Annotated in this window: 14 protein-coding genes and 1 pseudogene; 10 read left to right on the plus strand and 5 right to left on the minus strand. The window is 46.2% G+C overall.

All coding sequences use genetic code 11. The annotated features are described in order from the left end of the window. Positions 1-211: 211 nt before the first annotated feature. Positions 212-1,510 (minus strand): adenosylmethionine decarboxylase, encoded by a 1,299-nt coding sequence (gene speD, locus M493_RS08130; RefSeq protein WP_235183467.1) that lies wholly within the window; start codon positions 1,508-1,510, stop codon positions 212-214. Positions 1,511-1,759: 249 nt separating this feature from the next. Here speD and M493_RS08135 point away from each other — a divergent pair, with 249 nt between their 5' ends. Both M493_RS08135 and M493_RS08140 read left to right on the plus strand, forming a co-directional pair. Further along, the gene (locus M493_RS08135) at positions 1,760-2,260 is read left to right on the plus strand and encodes a hypothetical protein (protein ID WP_020959839.1); all 501 of its coding nucleotides are present in this window, start codon (positions 1,760-1,762) and stop codon (positions 2,258-2,260) included. Positions 2,261-2,280: 20 nt separating this feature from the next. After that, positions 2,281-2,556, plus strand: a complete 276-nt coding sequence (locus M493_RS08140) for a hypothetical protein (protein WP_020959840.1) — start codon at positions 2,281-2,283, stop codon at positions 2,554-2,556. A 36-nt stretch (positions 2,557-2,592) separates the two neighbouring features. On the opposite strand, the gene M493_RS18545 is transcribed toward M493_RS08140, so the two are convergent. Then, a complete protein-coding gene (locus tag M493_RS18545) occupies positions 2,593-3,012 on the minus strand; it encodes a hypothetical protein (RefSeq protein WP_158413365.1) in 420 nt (139 codons plus the stop codon). Positions 3,013-3,481: 469 nt separating this feature from the next. Here M493_RS18545 and katG point away from each other — a divergent pair, with 469 nt between their 5' ends. The 4 genes from katG to M493_RS08160 all read left to right on the plus strand — a co-directional run bounded on the left by katG (position 3,482) and on the right by M493_RS08160 (position 7,615). After that, entirely contained in the window at positions 3,482-5,692 is a 2,211-nt protein-coding gene (katG, locus tag M493_RS08150; RefSeq protein ID WP_020959843.1) for a catalase/peroxidase HPI, read from the plus strand. Next, positions 5,689-5,988 carry a hypothetical protein gene (locus M493_RS18235; protein ID WP_128754825.1) on the plus strand — a complete coding sequence of 100 codons (300 nt, stop codon included), beginning with the start codon at positions 5,689-5,691 and terminating at the stop codon, positions 5,986-5,988. The genes katG and M493_RS18235 overlap by 4 nt, the downstream gene beginning before the upstream one ends. A 187-nt stretch (positions 5,989-6,175) precedes the next feature. Beyond that, complete coding sequence (locus M493_RS08155) at positions 6,176-7,132, plus strand: DUF3800 domain-containing protein (RefSeq protein WP_020959844.1); 957 nt, start codon at positions 6,176-6,178, stop codon at positions 7,130-7,132. A gap of 57 nt (positions 7,133-7,189) precedes the next feature. After that, positions 7,190-7,615, plus strand: coding sequence for an NUDIX hydrolase (locus M493_RS08160; protein WP_020959845.1), 426 nt, complete (start codon positions 7,190-7,192; stop codon positions 7,613-7,615). A 102-nt stretch (positions 7,616-7,717) separates the two neighbouring features. On the opposite strand, the pseudogene M493_RS08165 reads toward M493_RS08160, so the two are convergent. Continuing rightward, positions 7,718-8,595 (minus strand): annotated as a pseudogene (locus M493_RS08165) (IS982 family transposase). Between the two features lie 317 nt (positions 8,596-8,912). Next, entirely contained in the window at positions 8,913-10,574 is a 1,662-nt protein-coding gene (locus M493_RS08170) for an IS1634 family transposase (protein WP_020959846.1), read from the minus strand. A gap of 526 nt (positions 10,575-11,100) precedes the next feature. Here M493_RS08170 and M493_RS08180 point away from each other — a divergent pair. Beyond that, positions 11,101-12,282, plus strand: a complete 1,182-nt coding sequence (locus tag M493_RS08180; RefSeq protein ID WP_020959848.1) for an IS701 family transposase — start codon at positions 11,101-11,103, stop codon at positions 12,280-12,282. Between the two features lie 100 nt (positions 12,283-12,382). On the opposite strand, the gene M493_RS19100 is transcribed toward M493_RS08180, so the two are convergent. Further along, positions 12,383-12,538: a hypothetical protein gene (locus M493_RS19100; RefSeq protein ID WP_081713468.1), complete on the minus strand. Its 156-nt coding sequence runs from the start codon at positions 12,536-12,538 to the stop codon at positions 12,383-12,385. 104 nt (positions 12,539-12,642) lie between these two features. Between M493_RS19100 and M493_RS08185 the strand changes: the two genes are divergently transcribed. The 3 genes from M493_RS08185 to M493_RS08195 all read left to right on the plus strand — a co-directional run bounded on the left by M493_RS08185 (position 12,643) and on the right by M493_RS08195 (position 16,773). Further along, positions 12,643-14,775, plus strand: a complete 2,133-nt coding sequence (locus M493_RS08185) for a Piwi domain-containing protein (protein ID WP_023817613.1) — start codon at positions 12,643-12,645, stop codon at positions 14,773-14,775. 268 nt (positions 14,776-15,043) lie between these two features. Further along, positions 15,044-15,553 (plus strand): hypothetical protein, encoded by a 510-nt coding sequence (locus tag M493_RS08190; protein ID WP_020959850.1) that lies wholly within the window; start codon positions 15,044-15,046, stop codon positions 15,551-15,553. Between the two features lie 341 nt (positions 15,554-15,894). Then, a complete protein-coding gene (locus M493_RS08195) occupies positions 15,895-16,773 on the plus strand; it encodes an IS982-like element ISGth1 family transposase (RefSeq protein WP_020959851.1) in 879 nt (292 codons plus the stop codon). Positions 16,774-16,832 lie beyond the last annotated feature (59 nt).

A 16,832-nucleotide genomic window follows, 5' to 3' on the forward strand; every position in this document is an offset into this window, starting at 1 on the left:
TGTGCCTGAGAGAAGACTTGTACTACGCCATTCGCTCAAATTCGCCAAAATCCACGTTTGTTCGCTATGAGCAGGCCACCTATGCCTAGCTCGCGCCCGCCGCCCGTCTTTCCCTAATCAAAAAAGTTGGCCAAACAAAAAGGATGGCCAACTTTTTGGTGAAGAATAGGTTGTCTATCAAATATGTGAAGGAAGCGGCGGGCAACATGAGTTACCAGTACACGTTCTCCTGTTTGAACAGATGGTGCAAAACAGTATGTTGTTTGGAATTCACAATCGCCAGCGGTTTCTTCGCTAAAATGGTTGAAGGAAAGCGAGACAAGTCACGTAAAGGATTCGGCAGCGTGCGGCACGGAATTTGCGCCTGCCGTCCTTCCCATGAAAGAGCGGTTTTGGCTCCGATATGAAATCCCCAATCCCCAAAAGACGGAACGATGGTATGGTAGCTTAGTGTGTGAAATCCAGCGCTTTCGATCGTTTTTCCGATGCTCCAGAAAACGATGGGCGTATCATCAAGGGAAGCAGATTGGCAGACAAACACACCGTCATCGGCAAGACAACGTTTTAAGAGAGTGTAAAATTCGGTTGTATATAGACTGCTAGTCGTCTCATCGGTCGGGTCGGGAAAGTCGACGATGATGAGTGGATAAAGGGTGCGGTTGGCGGCAAGAAAATCAACCGCATCTTGAGGATGGACGGCAACCCGGGAGTCGGATAACGAAGAGTCGTTCAATGCGGCTAATTTTTTGCTTTTTTTCGCAGCCTGCAATACTGCAGGATCTAAGTCAACCAGATCGACATGCTTAACGCTTGGGTATTTCAGCACTTCCCGCAGCGCCAAGCCATCCCCGCCGCCTAAAATAAGCACGCGGCTCGGGGTGGGGACAAACGTGAAAGCCGGGTGAACAAGCGCCTCGTGATAAATGTGCTCATCCAATGAGCTAAACTGCAACTGCCCGTCTAAATACATGCGTACATCTTTCGCTTCAATCATTTGCAAGTGTTGGAAGGCACTTTTTTCGTCCCAAAGCAGTTTATGTTTTCCACGCAAAAGCGCCTGCCGCCCGATCTGATCCCACTTGTCGCCGCGGACGGCCTCATCGCCGCCGTGGCGCTCGTCCGGCTTTGGCGACCCAAACGATTCCATCCCTTGGCTCATAACGAGCTGAGGGGACGTTGTCCCGCGGGAAACTGAATAAACGACCGCCCGTTTTGCCTGAAGGCCTTTTAATAACACATCCACCTGGCTAAGCGGATCATGTTCCCCGCACGTATAAAAATCCAACGAAGCATAGCGTTCCTCCGGCCACGTATGAATCGACAGATGCGACGTGGCTAGCACGATCATGCCCGTCACACCTTGCGGATGAAATGGATGGAAATACGAATATACCACTTCCATGCCGGCGTTTTGCGCGGCCATTGTCAGCAGCTGTTCCAAATAGTCCTGGTTGTTCAAAAGGGTGGAATCGCATTCAAAGGCATCGAGAATTAGATGTTTCCCTCCCACATTCAACGGATGGCCATCTCCTTTCTACTTGAATGGACTGTCCTTTATTCTATGGCATGCGTTGTCAAAGAGCTTGTATCATGGCCCGGCAGAGCATCATCCGTTTTTTTGCCCTACCGGAAGGAAAAAGACACCCTCGAGTGCAAAAAAGCCCCTGCCCGTTCTATCGTCTGCAATGTGACGATGCTCACTCCAGGACGGTGCGTTTTTGGCTACAATGATGGCAAACGACACGATGATGGAGGATGTATGGCACACTACGTTTGGATCATTATCAATGCGTTGTTGGTGGCCGGTTCTGCGCTGTATATATGGCTGTTTCGCCCGAGCGATTCAGCGGCCGTGTTTGCCGGAAAATGGCTGGCGCAAGCAGCGATACTGTTGTTTTGGGTCAATGTCAATATGTACTTCATTTTTCTCGTCATCCGTAAAGCGAAAGTCCGGAACGTGAAAGTTGCCTTGGCGCGGATGTCAAGAAAAATGATGAAAGCCCATATTCCGCTGGCTGTAGCCGGAACGGGCTTGATCGTGCTTCACGGCGGGATCATGATGTGGAAACTCGGGGCGGTTCTTGGCGTTGGCCACGGAAAAATGGTGACCGGCTATGCGAGCCTCGGGCTGTTGGCCATCACCTTGGCGGCCGGCGTTCTCCGCCATCGAAAAGCGTCCGGATTTCGGCGGAAATTTCATCTGTTGTCGGCGATGGTGTTTGCCTGTTTGTTTCTCATTCACTTATTTTGGCCTCTTTGACACCGGAAGGAGCGAAAAACATGAGTGAAGTGCTCGCTTTGTTCACGCAGTATACGAATCGCCAAGTGGTGGTCAACTTCTATGAAGGCGATGAATTGGTCGCGCGCGACGGGTTTTTCTTTGACTATATGGAACGGTCGGATCGGGCGTTAACCTTTTTCAAAAGCGGGCAAGTCCGCCTTTCCATCCCGCTAGCGGACTATCCCGATCACCATGTGTTGAAATCGTTCTCCCGGTACTACCGGCTGGAACATCCCCGCTTTCGGCGGGCGGTGGAGCTGTATTTTCCTTCATAGCCTGATGACGCCATCCATTCACCGCTGCATAATCGGTCAGCCTTTATTCGCTTTTTGCATGAAATCAAAGGCACCATCCAACAGCTCGACTGCATGATCGAGGCCGGGCAAAAAGATGAAGCACTCTTTCAACTCGTTCGCGTTCTGAAGCGCTATGACGAAATCGAATGGATCGATGGGACGAGTTTTTCGTTGAAATAAGTGTTCTTTGCATGCTGGAAAACAATGAAAGCGATGAGAGCGGCAGACGCTCGTCATCGCTTTTTCATGCTTAACCATCCCGCCGCCAATAGAGGGACGAGGGGAGAAAGCATGATCCACCGATATGCATTTTCCGCCCCACTGAAGTAATAGGCCGATGGCAGCAACAACAACGCACAGAGCAAAAATGAGAGGAACTGCTGTCTCATCACCCCTCTTATCAAAAAGACAAGCGCGGCGCCAATGGATAGCCAAAACAGCCCTCCAATCCAGAAAACGTTCATGTTTTCCCTCCCACACATGCCTGCCGGTCTCCATAACCAACATCACATTCGTTTTTCTTAAAAGACATTTTATCATGCCCCAGATGATTCGACGATTCTTTTTTAAGGTTATAGATACAAAGGGAACATCGACAGAGAGAACCTTGTCATATTCAAGGAATGGGAGAAGTATTTATAAAATGGCTGCAAAGTTCGGATAACGGTCGTCTGGCATGCGGTTTGTTAGAGAAGCTGCAGACAAGCGCCCCCTGCCCATTGTCTATCGGGAGGAAAGGGAGAGATTCCTGAGGCATCTGGGGGTTTTCTTCAAAGAGAAGGATGATTATTAAAATATAATCTTTATACTTTACTATTAAATATTAATTTATTATAATTTTAATATAGGAATCATTATCAATTAAAATTAATGATTCAAACTTTCCAAGGGAAGGGGAAGAGTGATGGAAAATCAAAATCGTCCCAACGCAGCTCAATGTCCGTTTCATGGAAGCATCACGAATCAATCTTCGAATCGGACGACGAACAAAGACTGGTGGCCGAATCAATTGAATGTAAGCATTCTCCACCAACACGACCGGAAAACGAATCCTCATGATGAAGAATTCAACTACGCTGAGGAGTTTCAAAAGCTCGACTACTGGGCGTTAAAAGAAGACTTGCGCAAACTGATGACGGAAAGCCAAGACTGGTGGCCGGCTGATTATGGCCACTACGGACCGCTGTTCATCCGTATGGCGTGGCATTCGGCGGGAACGTACCGCATCGGTGACGGCCGCGGCGGCGCTTCGACCGGCACGCAGCGCTTTGCGCCGTTAAACAGCTGGCCGGATAACGCCAACTTGGACAAAGCGCGCCGGTTGCTTTGGCCGATCAAGAAAAAATACGGGAACAAAATTTCCTGGGCTGACCTGATGGTGCTCGCCGGCAATGTCGCGATCGAATCGATGGGCGGCAAAACGGTCGGCTTTGGCGGCGGCCGGGAAGATGTATGGCATCCGGAAGAAGACATTTACTGGGGTGCGGAAAAAGAATGGCTCGCTTCTGAACGCTACAGCGGGGATCGCGAACTTGAAAATCCGCTCGCCGCTGTGCAGATGGGGCTCATTTACGTCAACCCGGAAGGCCCTGACGGCAAGCCGGATCCGAAAGCAGCAGCCCGTGACATCCGCGAAACATTCCGCCGCATGGGAATGACCGACGAAGAAACCGTCGCCTTGATCGCCGGCGGCCACACGTTCGGCAAAGCGCACGGCGCAGGTCCGGCCTCGCACGTCGGCCCGGAACCGGAAGCCGCCCCGATTGAAGCGCAAGGGCTCGGTTGGATCAGCTCATACGGAAAAGGAAAAGGCCGCGACACGATCACGAGCGGCATTGAAGGCGCGTGGACGCCAACACCGACCCAATGGGATATGTCGTATTTCGACATGCTGTTTGGCTATGACTGGTGGCTGACGAAAAGCCCAGCCGGAGCATGGCAATGGATGGCGGTTGATCCGGATGAAAAAGATCTCGCACCGGATGTGGAAGATCCGTCGAAAAAAGTCCCGACGATGATGATGACGACCGACTTGGCGCTTCGCTTTGATCCGGAATTCGAAAAAATCGCCCGCCGCTTCCATGAAAACCCGGATGAATTCGCCGATGCATTCGCCCGCGCCTGGTTCAAGCTGACCCATCGCGATATGGGGCCGAAAACGAGATACTTAGGTCCGGAAGTGCCGAAAGAAGATTTCATCTGGCAAGACCCGATTCCGACGGTCGACTATGAATTGACCGATGCGGAAATCGAGGAAATCAAAGCGAAAATTTTGAACTCGGGCCTGACCGTCAGCGAACTCGTCAAGACGGCATGGGCGGCAGCCAGCACGTTCCGCAACTCCGATAAGCGCGGCGGAGCCAACGGCGCCCGCATCCGCCTTGCCCCGCAAAAAGACTGGGAAGTGAACGAACCGGAGCGGCTTGCCAAAGTATTGGCCGTGTATGAAGACATCCAGCGCGAACTGCCGAAAAACGTCAGCATCGCCGACCTCATCGTGCTAGGCGGCAGCGCCGCGGTCGAAAAAGCGGCCCGCGACGCCGGGTTTGATGTCAAAGTGCCGTTTATCCCGGGGCGGGGCGATGCGACGCAAGAACAAACCGATGTCGACAGCTTCGCAGTGCTCGAGCCGTTCGCCGACGGCTTCCGCAACTATCAAAAACAAGCGTACAGCGTTCCGCCGGAAGAGCTGCTTGTTGACAAAGCCCAGCTGCTCGGATTGACCGCACCCGAGATGACCGTTCTCATCGGCGGTTTGCGGGTGTTGGGCGCGAACTATCGCGATCTGCCGCACGGCGTCTTTACCGACCGCATCGGGGTGCTGACGAATGACTTCTTTGTCAACTTGGTTGACATGAACTACGAATGGGTGCCGACCGAAGGCGGCATTTATGAAATCCGCGACCGGCAAACAGGCGAAGTGCGGTGGACGGCCACCCGGGTCGACCTCATTTTCGGCGCCAACTCGATCCTTCGTTCGTACGCGGAACTTTACGCCCAAGACGACAACCAAGAGAAATTCGTCCGCGACTTTATCAACGCATGGGTGAAAGTGATGAACGCCGACCGCTTTGACATTCATTTGAAACAAGCCAAAGAGTCGGTCACCATTTGACCGGCGAAAAAAGCAGCTTGCCCGTTTGGGGCAAGCTGCTTTTTTATCCAGTGATTCTTTTTAGACTTGTTGTGGGGCAAAAAGAACGGTCTGCTGAAAGAAAACTGGAATGCTTGATGACCTGTTTTTATGTTTCAGAAATTTGCAGAGAGGGAAGATCCTTCGAAGAATCATTGAGAATAGTATGTATTTTATTGACAAATTATGTGTTTTTCAGTATGATTGCGGCAGAATCAAATCAAGGTCAAATAATAAATATAGGGAAAGGGACAGGACAAATGTTCACGTCAAAATAAAAAGATAGCTCAGCCCTGCCCAACGGTGGCGGGGAAAAGCTATCCTGCCGCACGTTGAGATGTTATCAGCCCTGCCCAACGGTGGCGGGGAAAATAACACCTTCTTTTTATGATTGTAAGGTATAAACGTGTTTTCGTCAACACAAAATGAATTTATGTATGGAAAGTAAAGGAGTTTACTTTAAATATGCAATACTTAATCTATTTTGATGAGAGCAATAAGCTCGACCAGTTTAACGCTGACTATTCTTACTATGGAGCTTACGGAGGAACCGATGCCGCAATGGCAAGGGTTGTTAAGCAAGTTCGAAACATCTTTAAACAGTGTAATTCTTTTAGTGAACTTCATTTTCGAGAGTATACGAAAGACAACCTTGTCAAGAAATATTTTCAAACTCTTCATACGGTTATTAATGAGAATGTACAGATTAATATTTTAACCGTTAATAATAGGGATGCTTTGTATGCGGCACAGAAAATCGGATTAACGGCGACTGAACTAAGAAACTTATTCTATATCAAAATACCGGAAAGATTATTTTATGGAATGACTCGGGATTTATCAAGTCAAGAATCTGGAACGATTAAGGTGAAGATTAAGGTAGACCAGAATGATGAGTATGATAAGCTTTTTCTTGAAACGAAAATCATTGAACAGATGAATGCACATTCGGCTTATCGCAATAAAAATTACCGCGTTGTTAATGTCCTTTCTCAAAACTCTGTTAAATCAATACCTTTGCAAATAGTGGATACATTTATGGGGATGGTTATATTTTTGTTGGAACAAAATTATCTTGAATCGTCCAATACTGCCAAGATAAAAAGTGATTTAATATACCGGTTTCTTATTGAAGGAAATAACTTAATGAAGTTTCAACAGCAAATCAAACTATATAAATGGACGGGACACGAAGAACTCACCTTTGTCAATATCAGCGACTATGTCTCACCTTTTATGGCTTATAAAGCAGCATATGATTCACAAGAAATAATACGAATTCAAAAGATCATGGTTGAGAATCCAGCGATGCCTCTAAAAGAGCTTAGACTCAAGGCAGGCTATCCGAATACCATGAAGAACACACTGATCGGATACAAGGATCAGATTGAAGGGCGGGGCAGGAATTATTCTATTTTATGATTCTCTTAGTTTAAATATGAATCTTTGACAAAACAAAGAAAAGAAGGAGTTTTCCCAATGAGGATACGCAAATGTGCTAGAGCAGTGATCATCAATGAGCGAAACGAAATTCTTCTTCAGAAATTTGAATTTCGGGACGTGGCAGGAAATAAAGTGTTATGGGTTACTCCAGGAGGGGGTATAGAAGAAAACGAGACCCCGGTCGAAGCCCTAAAAAGAGAATTATACGAAGAGCTAGGCATAGTGGTTGATGTTCTCGACGAGCCCATATTCCAACTGGATGTATGGATTGAAGGAAAACATGGTTCTTTTATTAGCCGGGAGATTTATTATCAAATCACGATCCAATCCGATACCGCATTGTCTACTGAACAGATGACAAGAAACGAAAAAGATACACTGAAAGGGCTCAAATGGTGGAGCAAAGACGAATTGCAGAAAATCGACGACTTTGCGCCGCGTGAAATATTGAATTACATATAGTTTTCTGCTGCGGTTGCGGCGAGTCGCAGAGGGAGTGGAGGTAGTGGCTTTCCTTTTCTCTTTATTTTAAGTTAACATAATACCCGTGGTGCTAGTTGAGCTTTAGCGCTCAACTAGCCCAAGTGTAACTAGAGAATAGGCTAGCAATATACCGTCTAACGCCACTTCAAATCCGATGATCGAATTGGCTCGGATCTCAGTGATACGATAGTGGTCAACCAGAACCGAGAACACCGTCTCGATCACTTTGCGTTTTTGTTTGATCCACTGCTCCCATGTCTCAGGCGGACGATGTTTCTGGTTTTTTCGAGACGGAGTCCAAAGCGCCATTTGGTATTCTTCGTACAGCCTTTTTTGCAAGTCATGGCTAATAAACCCTTTGTCTCCGAAGTTATAGGGATGAGGAATTTGGGTCATGACGCTTTCGGCTGCGATTCGATCATGACAAGATGCTTCCGTCACCACATATCCCATCGGCAGACCTTGATCTGTAACTTGAAGGTGCAGCTTAAACCCGTAGTACCATTGCTTTTTCGAAGCACAATACCTGATGTCGGCGATCTCTTGAAACCGTTTGACGCGATGCATTCTTGCGGTATGGCACAACGAGAGCGGCAAGCTGTCGACGACGGCATAGGCATGATGTTGGCCGCGTTTTGCTCACGACGGCGGATCCATTTGATGGCGAAGCGCAGCGCCCGACAACGGCGGTTGTACCGGGAACGTTCGAGAAACGAGCCGTTTGTGAACAAATTTCCCGTGACAAAGCGATGCCATGCCCGTTCGGATGTAAAACCGAGCAACTTTCCTAAAATATGAATCGCGATGACCACGGCGTCTTCCTGTTTGACCAAATGGCGGTTGCGGCGCTGCAGGTGCATCTGAATCGATGACAGTTGGGCAGAGACAAAACAGAAAATGGCGGCATATTGCTTTTGAATCTTGGCTCGATCTGTAGTAAAAGGAAAGTGCTCTTGCATAGGGATTCTCCTTTTCAATGTTTGATCGCACTTTCATTTTAAGGAGATCCTCATGCAAGGGCTATTTTTATGCTTGTTTGAGTTTATCTAGCACCACGGGTTTTTTCAAATTATGAATAAACGCTGTTGTTCATATGGATGACAAACCAAGAAGAGGAGCGGCATCGTGTCGCTCTTTTTATTTTAGGACTCACATTTCGCACCCTAACAAGGTAGAAACAAAGGATTTTTTATTTAGTTTTTTAGAATAACTTTTTGACCAACACGACTAGCGATGGAAATCCTTTTTTTACCATCGCTAGTCGTTCCGTATGACGTTACACGTAAATGCTCTCATCCATTCCCAACCCTTGCAGAATCCTTCGCTGCTCGTAGGTGAGCGGTTTTCCTAGCGCGCGTTGGATGCGTCCATCCGGCAGCTTGAGGAGGACGACTTTCACATACTCAAACAACTGAAAAATCGCTTGCCCGGTCGGCCGGGTCAGCTTGCGGCCTCCGGCGCCCTTTAACGGGCGTTCCGGTGTGATGAACGGACGCACGCGGCGCTGAAAGACACGGTAAATCGCCAAGGCCAAGAGAAATAAATAGCCCAACACCGCCACCCGTTCTGGCTTTTTGACGTAAATCTCGTCAGTGAAGAACGGATCTTTGAGAAAGGAGAAGTTCATTTCCACCGAGATTTGCCCTTTATACAACTTCAAGATTTCTCGAGCATCCATCGTTTGGCCTTTCCATTCCTTCGGAACGGTCGTGACGAGGACAAACCGGGACGCTTTCCGTCTTGCCTGTTCCCATGCCTGTTGGTCGAATTCGACGTCCAGGCGCAAAAGATACAGCGTCTCCACCTCGGGTTCCACCCCTTTTTTCGGCCGGCCGCGCCGTTTTTTCGGGCGCACGATCTCTTCGACCGCGGCCTCCACCCGATGAAACCGGGGGCGAAGGAACGCCTTGAGGGACGCCAAGGCTTGTTCGGCGTCTTCGCGGCAGGAGAAGGGGTGGCGCTCCCAACGGACTTGTTCCTCTCGAAGAAGCTCCGCTTCTTTGACCCGCTCTTTTTCGAGTGTTTTTCCTTTGCGCTGGTCGAGCGCGCTCGATTCGACGACGATCAGCCGAACGGGGTGGCCTTCATACGTTCCCACCGTTTCCCATACCTGATACACGGCGCCGTTTTTCTCGGCCAACGAAAAGGAGTCGCTCCACGCTGGATCGGGTTGGACATCCGCTTCCGCCAGAGCGGCTTTGACGATTCGGAGCGATGAAGGGCCTCTGGTGATCAAAAAGGCATTGGCGGCTTTCGTCTGCGCCAAGGTGTCTTTCGTCATCGCGGCGGAATCCGCCACATACATCCATTCGTCTTCGATCTTGGCTTGTTTGAGCTGTTCATGGACACGGGACAGCACCTCGGGATTCCACGTTTTGTCAGGCATGTTGCCGTCGTGCACATCGCCGTAAAACGGAATGCCGTCTTCATTGCCGATCAGCCCAAAACCAATCTGTTTTTGCCAGCGATGATGCCGATTGTAGCCATACGTAATCGCCACCCCCTCTGACGAAGGGGACTCGTACGCGCCGTAAACGGTCTTGCCTGTCGTATCCGCGTGAAAGACACGGAGAGGGAGGCTTTCTTTCTTGTCAATTTGCACGAGGCAAGACGACAGGACTTGATGGATATTGGCCTCATACAGCCGGTCCAAATGGCGAGCAATGGCATCGTCGTTGAACCAAGACGGATCCAATCCTGGCCGGATCAGCTTGGGCAAGTCGATGTCATGCGCCCACCGTTCCAAATGAACGAGGGCTTGCCGGCCGCTCAAGATATCCAAGAGAAGCAGCCCGACCACATCACTGGCTCGGGTTTGGCATTGAGGATCCACCGGAACCAGCCGGTCCATCAGCTGAGGGAGGCCAAGATCTTTGAAAATGGTACTTATTATATTCAAATAGGAACTTTCATAAATCGCCCGAATTCGAACGTCCATGATGGAAAAACTCCTTTGCATTCCTTGTGTGTCAAGGACCTATTCGACATCGGGATGAAAAAATCCTCCCGATTTTGGTCGAGAGGGTGCGAAATGTGAGTTAGGAGAGGGACCTTTTCGTATTTACGAATTGCTTTGTTTATTGCTAGCAGTCATCTTTACAACGTGTTAAAATGGCAGCAAAAAATTGACTACATTAACATGGTTCATGACCATTTTCTTCTAAGATGTGCTGCTATCATGATCTTCCTTTATCAATCACCAAATCTGTCTTCAGAGGAAAAAGAATATTTCTCAAATGCACAAAGTTTTTATTTCTGGAAGAAGGCGGTTTCGTTGATTATTGCAAGTAACATTGAAGAAATCGAGAACGCTTTTGATTTTACTGACAGTATAATAACGGGTCTGTAGATGAGCAAATTCGCTAACATAAATTTACATCCAAACAAAAAAGGAGACATGAACCCGATTCCTTGGTTAGAATAGATGTGCCAACCAACCATTCACACAAGGAGGTTCATGTCTCATGAATAGATTCGCACATCATCAAGGAATTCACAAGTTTTTCACGACGCTGGGGTTGGCGCTTTATTTTTCAAAACCTGTGATGAAGCATCTCGTTCATATCGTCGATGCGATGATCACAAAAGGCTTTTCGGGAACGTTGACCGATCTTCATCATGGGAGCTTTCATCCGAACCATCGCACGACACTGAGCCATTTTTTCACGAAAAGTCCTTGGGAGGAAGAAACGCTGCTTCGCAAACTCCAGCAGTGGATCCTTCGTCGTGTCGAACGCATCGCCAAACAGGAGAATCACCCCTTGTTTGTTTCGATCGATGATACGATTTGCCAAAAAACCAAGCCTTCGTCACGGGCAACACACGCTATTCAGGGATGTGATTGGCATTATTCTCACTCAGAGAAAAAATCGATTTGGGGACATTCTCTTGTTTGGCTCATGGTTCATACGATGACCCAGGCGTTTCCCTTTGCCTTTCGTCTCTACGACAAGACGGCGGGGAAAAGCAAAGGGGAACTCGCGATTGAGATGCTTTCTTCGTTGGATGTACGCCGTCCCGTTTATGTGCTGATGGATTCATGGCATCCATCGAAAGCACTCGTGGAAGCCTGTCTGAAAAAAGGATTTCACGTCATCGCGATGCTCAAGACGAACCGGATTCTTGATCCGAACGGCATCGCCGTCCAAGCGAAGCAGTTGGCCCGCTCTATCGAACCAGACGACACTCACCTCGTCACGGTGGGAGAAGAGCGCTATCGCGTCTATCGTTGCGAAGGAGCGCTCAACGGCCTCGACCATGCGGTGGTGCTGCTCGCTTGGAAAGCCGATCAACCGATGACACCCGAACATCTTCACTGCATCTTGAGCACCGACCGGGAGCTAAGCGATGAAGAGATCTTGCGCTGCTATGCCCAGCGTTGGTCGATCGAATGCTTTTTTCATCAAGCGAAAGACCAGCTGAAACTCGATGGGTGCCGTGTTCGTCAGGTTCGAGCGATGAAACGGTATTGGATTTTGGTGCAACTCTCTTATGTGTACAGCCTATTCGAGTCGAACCGCGATGTTTCGGATGGGCTCGATCTCCTGCGCAAGCGAAAAGGACATCACCTCGTGGAGTTCATTTATTGTGCAGCAAAACAAAATATTCCCATTGATGTTGTCAAAAAACAGCTCCATGTGGCATAAGGGGTACCCTATTTGTCTCTTTTTACATGGTAATTATTGTTATGAAAATTGCTCATCTACAGTAACGGGTGTTAAATGGACTAATCATTTAACGGATTTATCAATCAGCGAAGATTGTTATTGGGATATATAAGACAGTAAGAGTGAAACTAGGTAAAATACGGTTTATATAAAGTTGCTTAGCATAATAATCAGTCATTATAGCTATATAATCGCATACAACACGATTTGTCGGGTTCCTTTTGGATTCATACATGATGCTTAATTCAGATTTTTATTTCGAATTGTTCTATTCTTACTATAATTCCGAAGGATGATGATATAATAGACGATGGATCAATTTGGAAAGGCGGTGAAATTGTGAACCACTATTATTTTTCTGAATGTAAGGCGAATGAAAAAGCGTCTGATATTGCCATTCATCTTTATACGATTCCTTTATCTAATCCGCACGAAAAATATTCTTATGCCCACTCGATTGCTTATGAACTGAGAAAGCTAAATTCGTACATAACGGTGACGGCGCATGGACAGTATATAGCGTCGTTTGAAGAGATTTGTCATTGGAGAGATCATCGTTATATTCAGCACGAATATCGGCCCATTCAATGTTCTTTGCCTATGGAAAGAACAATTTTGGAAAGATTATTAAAGAAAGAATTAGAGAATCGTTGTAAGAGCAGCTATAAGATGGATAACGACTTATTCCGTTTAGCCAATGGACAGTCTATGCATGTCGGCGAAATTAGCGTTCATCCGGCGATCTATATTTCCTTTTCAGTCGAAGAAAATGGAGATATTTTCGTTGGTTTTGATTATCAGCACCGTTTTGAATATCGAAAAACATTGCAAGATGTGATCAATAATGATCCATCGATTCTTAAAGAAGGAATGGAGGTTGTCGATCCATTTAATAGACGAGCATACTATTACACTTTTGTAGGGATGGCTGACTATACAGCCGGGCAAAAAAGTCCGTTTTTACAACAAAGTGTCATTGATTATTACTTAGAAAAAAATGAACTGTGGAAGCTAAAAGGGGTTCATGAAAAAACACCGGTCGTACATGTAAAAAACAGAGACGGTCATCTTCTTCCATATTTGCCCCATTTGCTAAAATTAACTTGTTCATACGAGCAATTGCCGCCATCGATGACGAAGAAAGTGAATCGCCTGATTAAGCTGTCACCGCATGAAAAAATGTTTAAGCTTTATACAGAAGCGTTCCGCTTGCTTAGTCAACAGCAAGTGTTGACGTTCCAAAAAGAAAATGTACGGGCGGTTAACCTAGGCTATGATGTTAATGAGCTTGATTCCCCGATAATGGAGTTTGGACAAGGATATAAAACAAATGAGATTTATAGGGGGCTTAAGCAGTCGGGAGTGTATGAACCGAGCAATGTAACCGTCAGCTATTTCGTCGATCCACAGCTGAACTATGACCCACAAAAGCGAAAAGAAGTAGGGTGTTTTGTAAAAAAGCTAGAATCAATGTCTGAAGCACTTGGAGTAAAGCTTAATGTTTCTGATCAGCCGCGTCAACTATACGGTCAATTGCCTAAAGACTTTTTGAAACAAGATAACCTGTCGTATCATTTGAAATCCATTACTGACCAGTTCCGCGGAACGGTCGTCGTGGTTATTGGAACAGAAGAAAATATTGATCGCGCCTACGTTACGATTAAAAAAGAATTTGGCGGAAAAGAAGACTTAATGACGCAATTTGTTGGATTCACTTCTTCTTTAGTTACGGAAAATAATATCTTTCACTACTATAATATTTTGCTAGGGATTTATGCCAAGGCAGGAGTTCAGCCTTGGATCTTGGCCAGCCCGATGCATTCAGATTGCTTCATTGGCTTGGATGTCAGCCATGAGTACGGAAAGCACGCCTCTGGGATCATTCAGGTGATTGGACGCGATGGAAAAATCATTAAACAGAAATTAGTTGCCACGGCGGAAGCAGGGGAAATAATCGCTAATTCCACAATGGAAGAGATTGTGAATGAAAGCATATACAGCTACGAACAAACCTATGGAGCAAAGCCGCGGCATATTACTTTTCACCGCGATGGTATTTGTCGGGAGGATCTAGATTTTTTGCAAGCTTATTTGCGATCATTTCAAATTCCTTTTGATTTTGTAGAAATCATAAAAAAACCGCGAAGAAGAATGGCTATTTATTCAAATAAAAAATGGGTGACAAAGCAAGGAATATACTATTCAAAAGGAAACACGGCGTATTTATGTGCGACAGATCCGAGAGAGTCTGTAGGCATGGCTCAACTTGTAAAAATTGTTCAAAAAACGAATAGTCTGTCGGTTCATGAGATTGTTTCTGATGTATATAAGCTATCGTTTATGCATATTCATTCCATGTTGAAGACACGTTTGCCGATAACGATTCATTACGCCGATTTGAGCTCTACTTTCCATAACCGCGGGCTGATTCATCCGCGTTCGCAGTATGAAAGGGCATTGCCGTTTGTGTGATGGTATATTCGCATTGACAACTCGATCGCCGCTGCGCTGTTAAGCAAAAAGGGTTATACTGAAAGTGAACGAATCGAATTGAAAAATGCGAAAAAAAGATTGCAAAAGGAATGAGCATTGCCGATATTGCAATATATTTGACCTAACGGAAGAAGAAGTTCATAAAAGGGTAAAAGATGAGTAGGAAGGGACTGTGCTTGGCACCTGCTAGCTCCTGAAATAGCGTTTTTACATTTAGCGAAAAACTCACAATAAGGATGTGATTCCAATGATGACAAATAAAGATTATCAAGAAATTGTAGAAAAAAAGTACGGTAAGCCGTTGAAAGAGATTATGTATGAACTTTGCGTGATTAGAGATGTTGTTCCTTGGGAAGGAGCAAGCGAGTTAGGCGTGCCTAAAAGTACATTTTTATCATGGAGAAATAAATTTCGTTTTGGTCCGGTTCAAAGGAAAGCTGATTTTGCAAGACAAATGCGTGATAACACGATTAACAAATATAAACAGGAATTAGAGGATATTGATTTCGAACGTGATTTTATTTACAAGGATGAAAAGACCATTAGAGGATTTAAAGAAATAATGGAGCGCCTTTTGGAACTAGAGAAATACAAGAGAACATTATTAGATGACGATGATACTTCTTCGGATATATTAATAACAATGAAAATAGCAGCCATTGAGCAGACATTAAATTATTTGATGGAATACGAACAAGGGAAATTGCATGAAGAATTTAACCGAGAGCGAGAACGTATACATTATGGGAGGAAATAAAGAGATTTAAAACAATATTTGCATGTGGAGTGAATGTATAACGATTGGCCATGACCGCTTGTTTAAATAAAGGGCTGACACAGCGTTTTTTAATGAGCTTATTCTTCTCTTTTTTCCCGTATATGTATTGGCCCAGTACCTGTTGTTACCCGCTAAAAGAGGAAAATTGAAAGAAATCGATTAAGTGGTCTGTAACAGCAATACGGGGGAATAAAGGGATGGGATAGTGAATGAATATGAACCCGTGGTGCTAGATAAAATCAGACAAGCATAAAAATAGCCCTTGCATGAGGATCTCCTTAAAATGAAAGTGCGACCAAACATTTAAAAGGAGAATTCACATGCAAGAGCACTTTCATTTTACAACAGATCGAGCCAAACTTCAAAAACAATATGTATCGATTTTGTGTTTTGTATCAGCTCAACTATCGAGTATCCAGATTCATCTTCAACGTCGAAATCTTCATTTGTTGAAACAGAAGGACGAGGTCATCATCGCCGTCCATGTCCTTGGAAAGTTGTTAGGCTTCACTTCCGAACGGGCTTGGCACCGGTTTGTGATCGGGAATTTGTTTTCCAAGGACTTGTTCCCTGAACGTTCTCGATACAACCGTCGCTGCCGAGCGCTTGGCTTTGCGATCAAGTGGATGCGGCACCAGCTGGCCAAGCGTGGACAACACCATGCGTATGCGGTCGTGGACAGTTTGCCGATCGAGCTGTGTCATTCATCCCGAATGTATCGCGCCAAACGGTTTCGTGGAATTGCGGATATTGGCTATTGTGCTTCGAAAAAGATCGCTTTCTATGGGTTGAAACTTCATCTGCAGGTCACCGACCAAGGGCTTCCGATGGGATATGTCGTCACTGAAGCGTCTTGTCACGATCGGGTGGCCGCTGAAACCGTCATGACGCAAATTCCACATCCATATAACCTAGGTGACAAAGGGTATATCAGCCAAAAACTGCAAAAGAAGCTGTACGAAGAGCATCGAGTCGCTTTTTGGACGCCCGTTCGAAAAAATCAGCGAATTCTCCAATCCGACGCATGGAAACAGTGGATGAAACGAAAACGCAAAGTGATTGAAACCGTGTTTTCGATTTTAGTCGATTCGTATCGGATCACCGAGATTCGAGCGAACTCGGTTTCTGGATTTGAAACGGCACTGGATGGTATTTTACTGGCTTACTCGCTTGTTGTTCTTAGGCTAGTTGAGTGTTAAAACTCAACTAGCACCACGGGTGAATATGAGTCTTTATAGTTGTGTCTCCTATTCTGAAA

The organism is Geobacillus genomosp. 3 (assembly GCF_000445995.2).
Taxonomy (GTDB): Bacteria; Bacillota; Bacilli; order Bacillales; family Anoxybacillaceae; genus Geobacillus.

Bases quoted from the DNA above. Each gene is read 5' to 3' on its own strand.
- katG (WP_020959843.1), top strand. From the start codon at position 3,482: ATGGAAAATCAAAATCGTCCCAACGCAGCTCAATGTCCGTTTCATGGA.
- M493_RS08190 (WP_020959850.1), top strand. From the start codon at position 15,044: ATGATGACAAATAAAGATTATCAAGAAATTGTAGAAAAAAAGTACGGT.
- M493_RS08155 (WP_020959844.1), top strand. From the start codon at position 6,176: ATGCAATACTTAATCTATTTTGATGAGAGCAATAAGCTCGACCAGTTT.
- M493_RS08135 (WP_020959839.1), top strand. From the start codon at position 1,760: ATGGCACACTACGTTTGGATCATTATCAATGCGTTGTTGGTGGCCGGT.
- M493_RS08180 (WP_020959848.1), top strand. From the start codon at position 11,101: ATGAATAGATTCGCACATCATCAAGGAATTCACAAGTTTTTCACGACG.
- M493_RS19100 (WP_081713468.1), bottom strand. From the start codon at position 12,538: ATGTATGAATCCAAAAGGAACCCGACAAATCGTGTTGTATGCGATTAT.
- M493_RS08140 (WP_020959840.1), top strand. From the start codon at position 2,281: ATGAGTGAAGTGCTCGCTTTGTTCACGCAGTATACGAATCGCCAAGTG.
- M493_RS08195 (WP_020959851.1), top strand. From the start codon at position 15,895: ATGCAAGAGCACTTTCATTTTACAACAGATCGAGCCAAACTTCAAAAA.
- M493_RS08170 (WP_020959846.1), bottom strand. From the start codon at position 10,574: ATGGACGTTCGAATTCGGGCGATTTATGAAAGTTCCTATTTGAATATA.
- M493_RS08160 (WP_020959845.1), top strand. From the start codon at position 7,190: ATGAGGATACGCAAATGTGCTAGAGCAGTGATCATCAATGAGCGAAAC.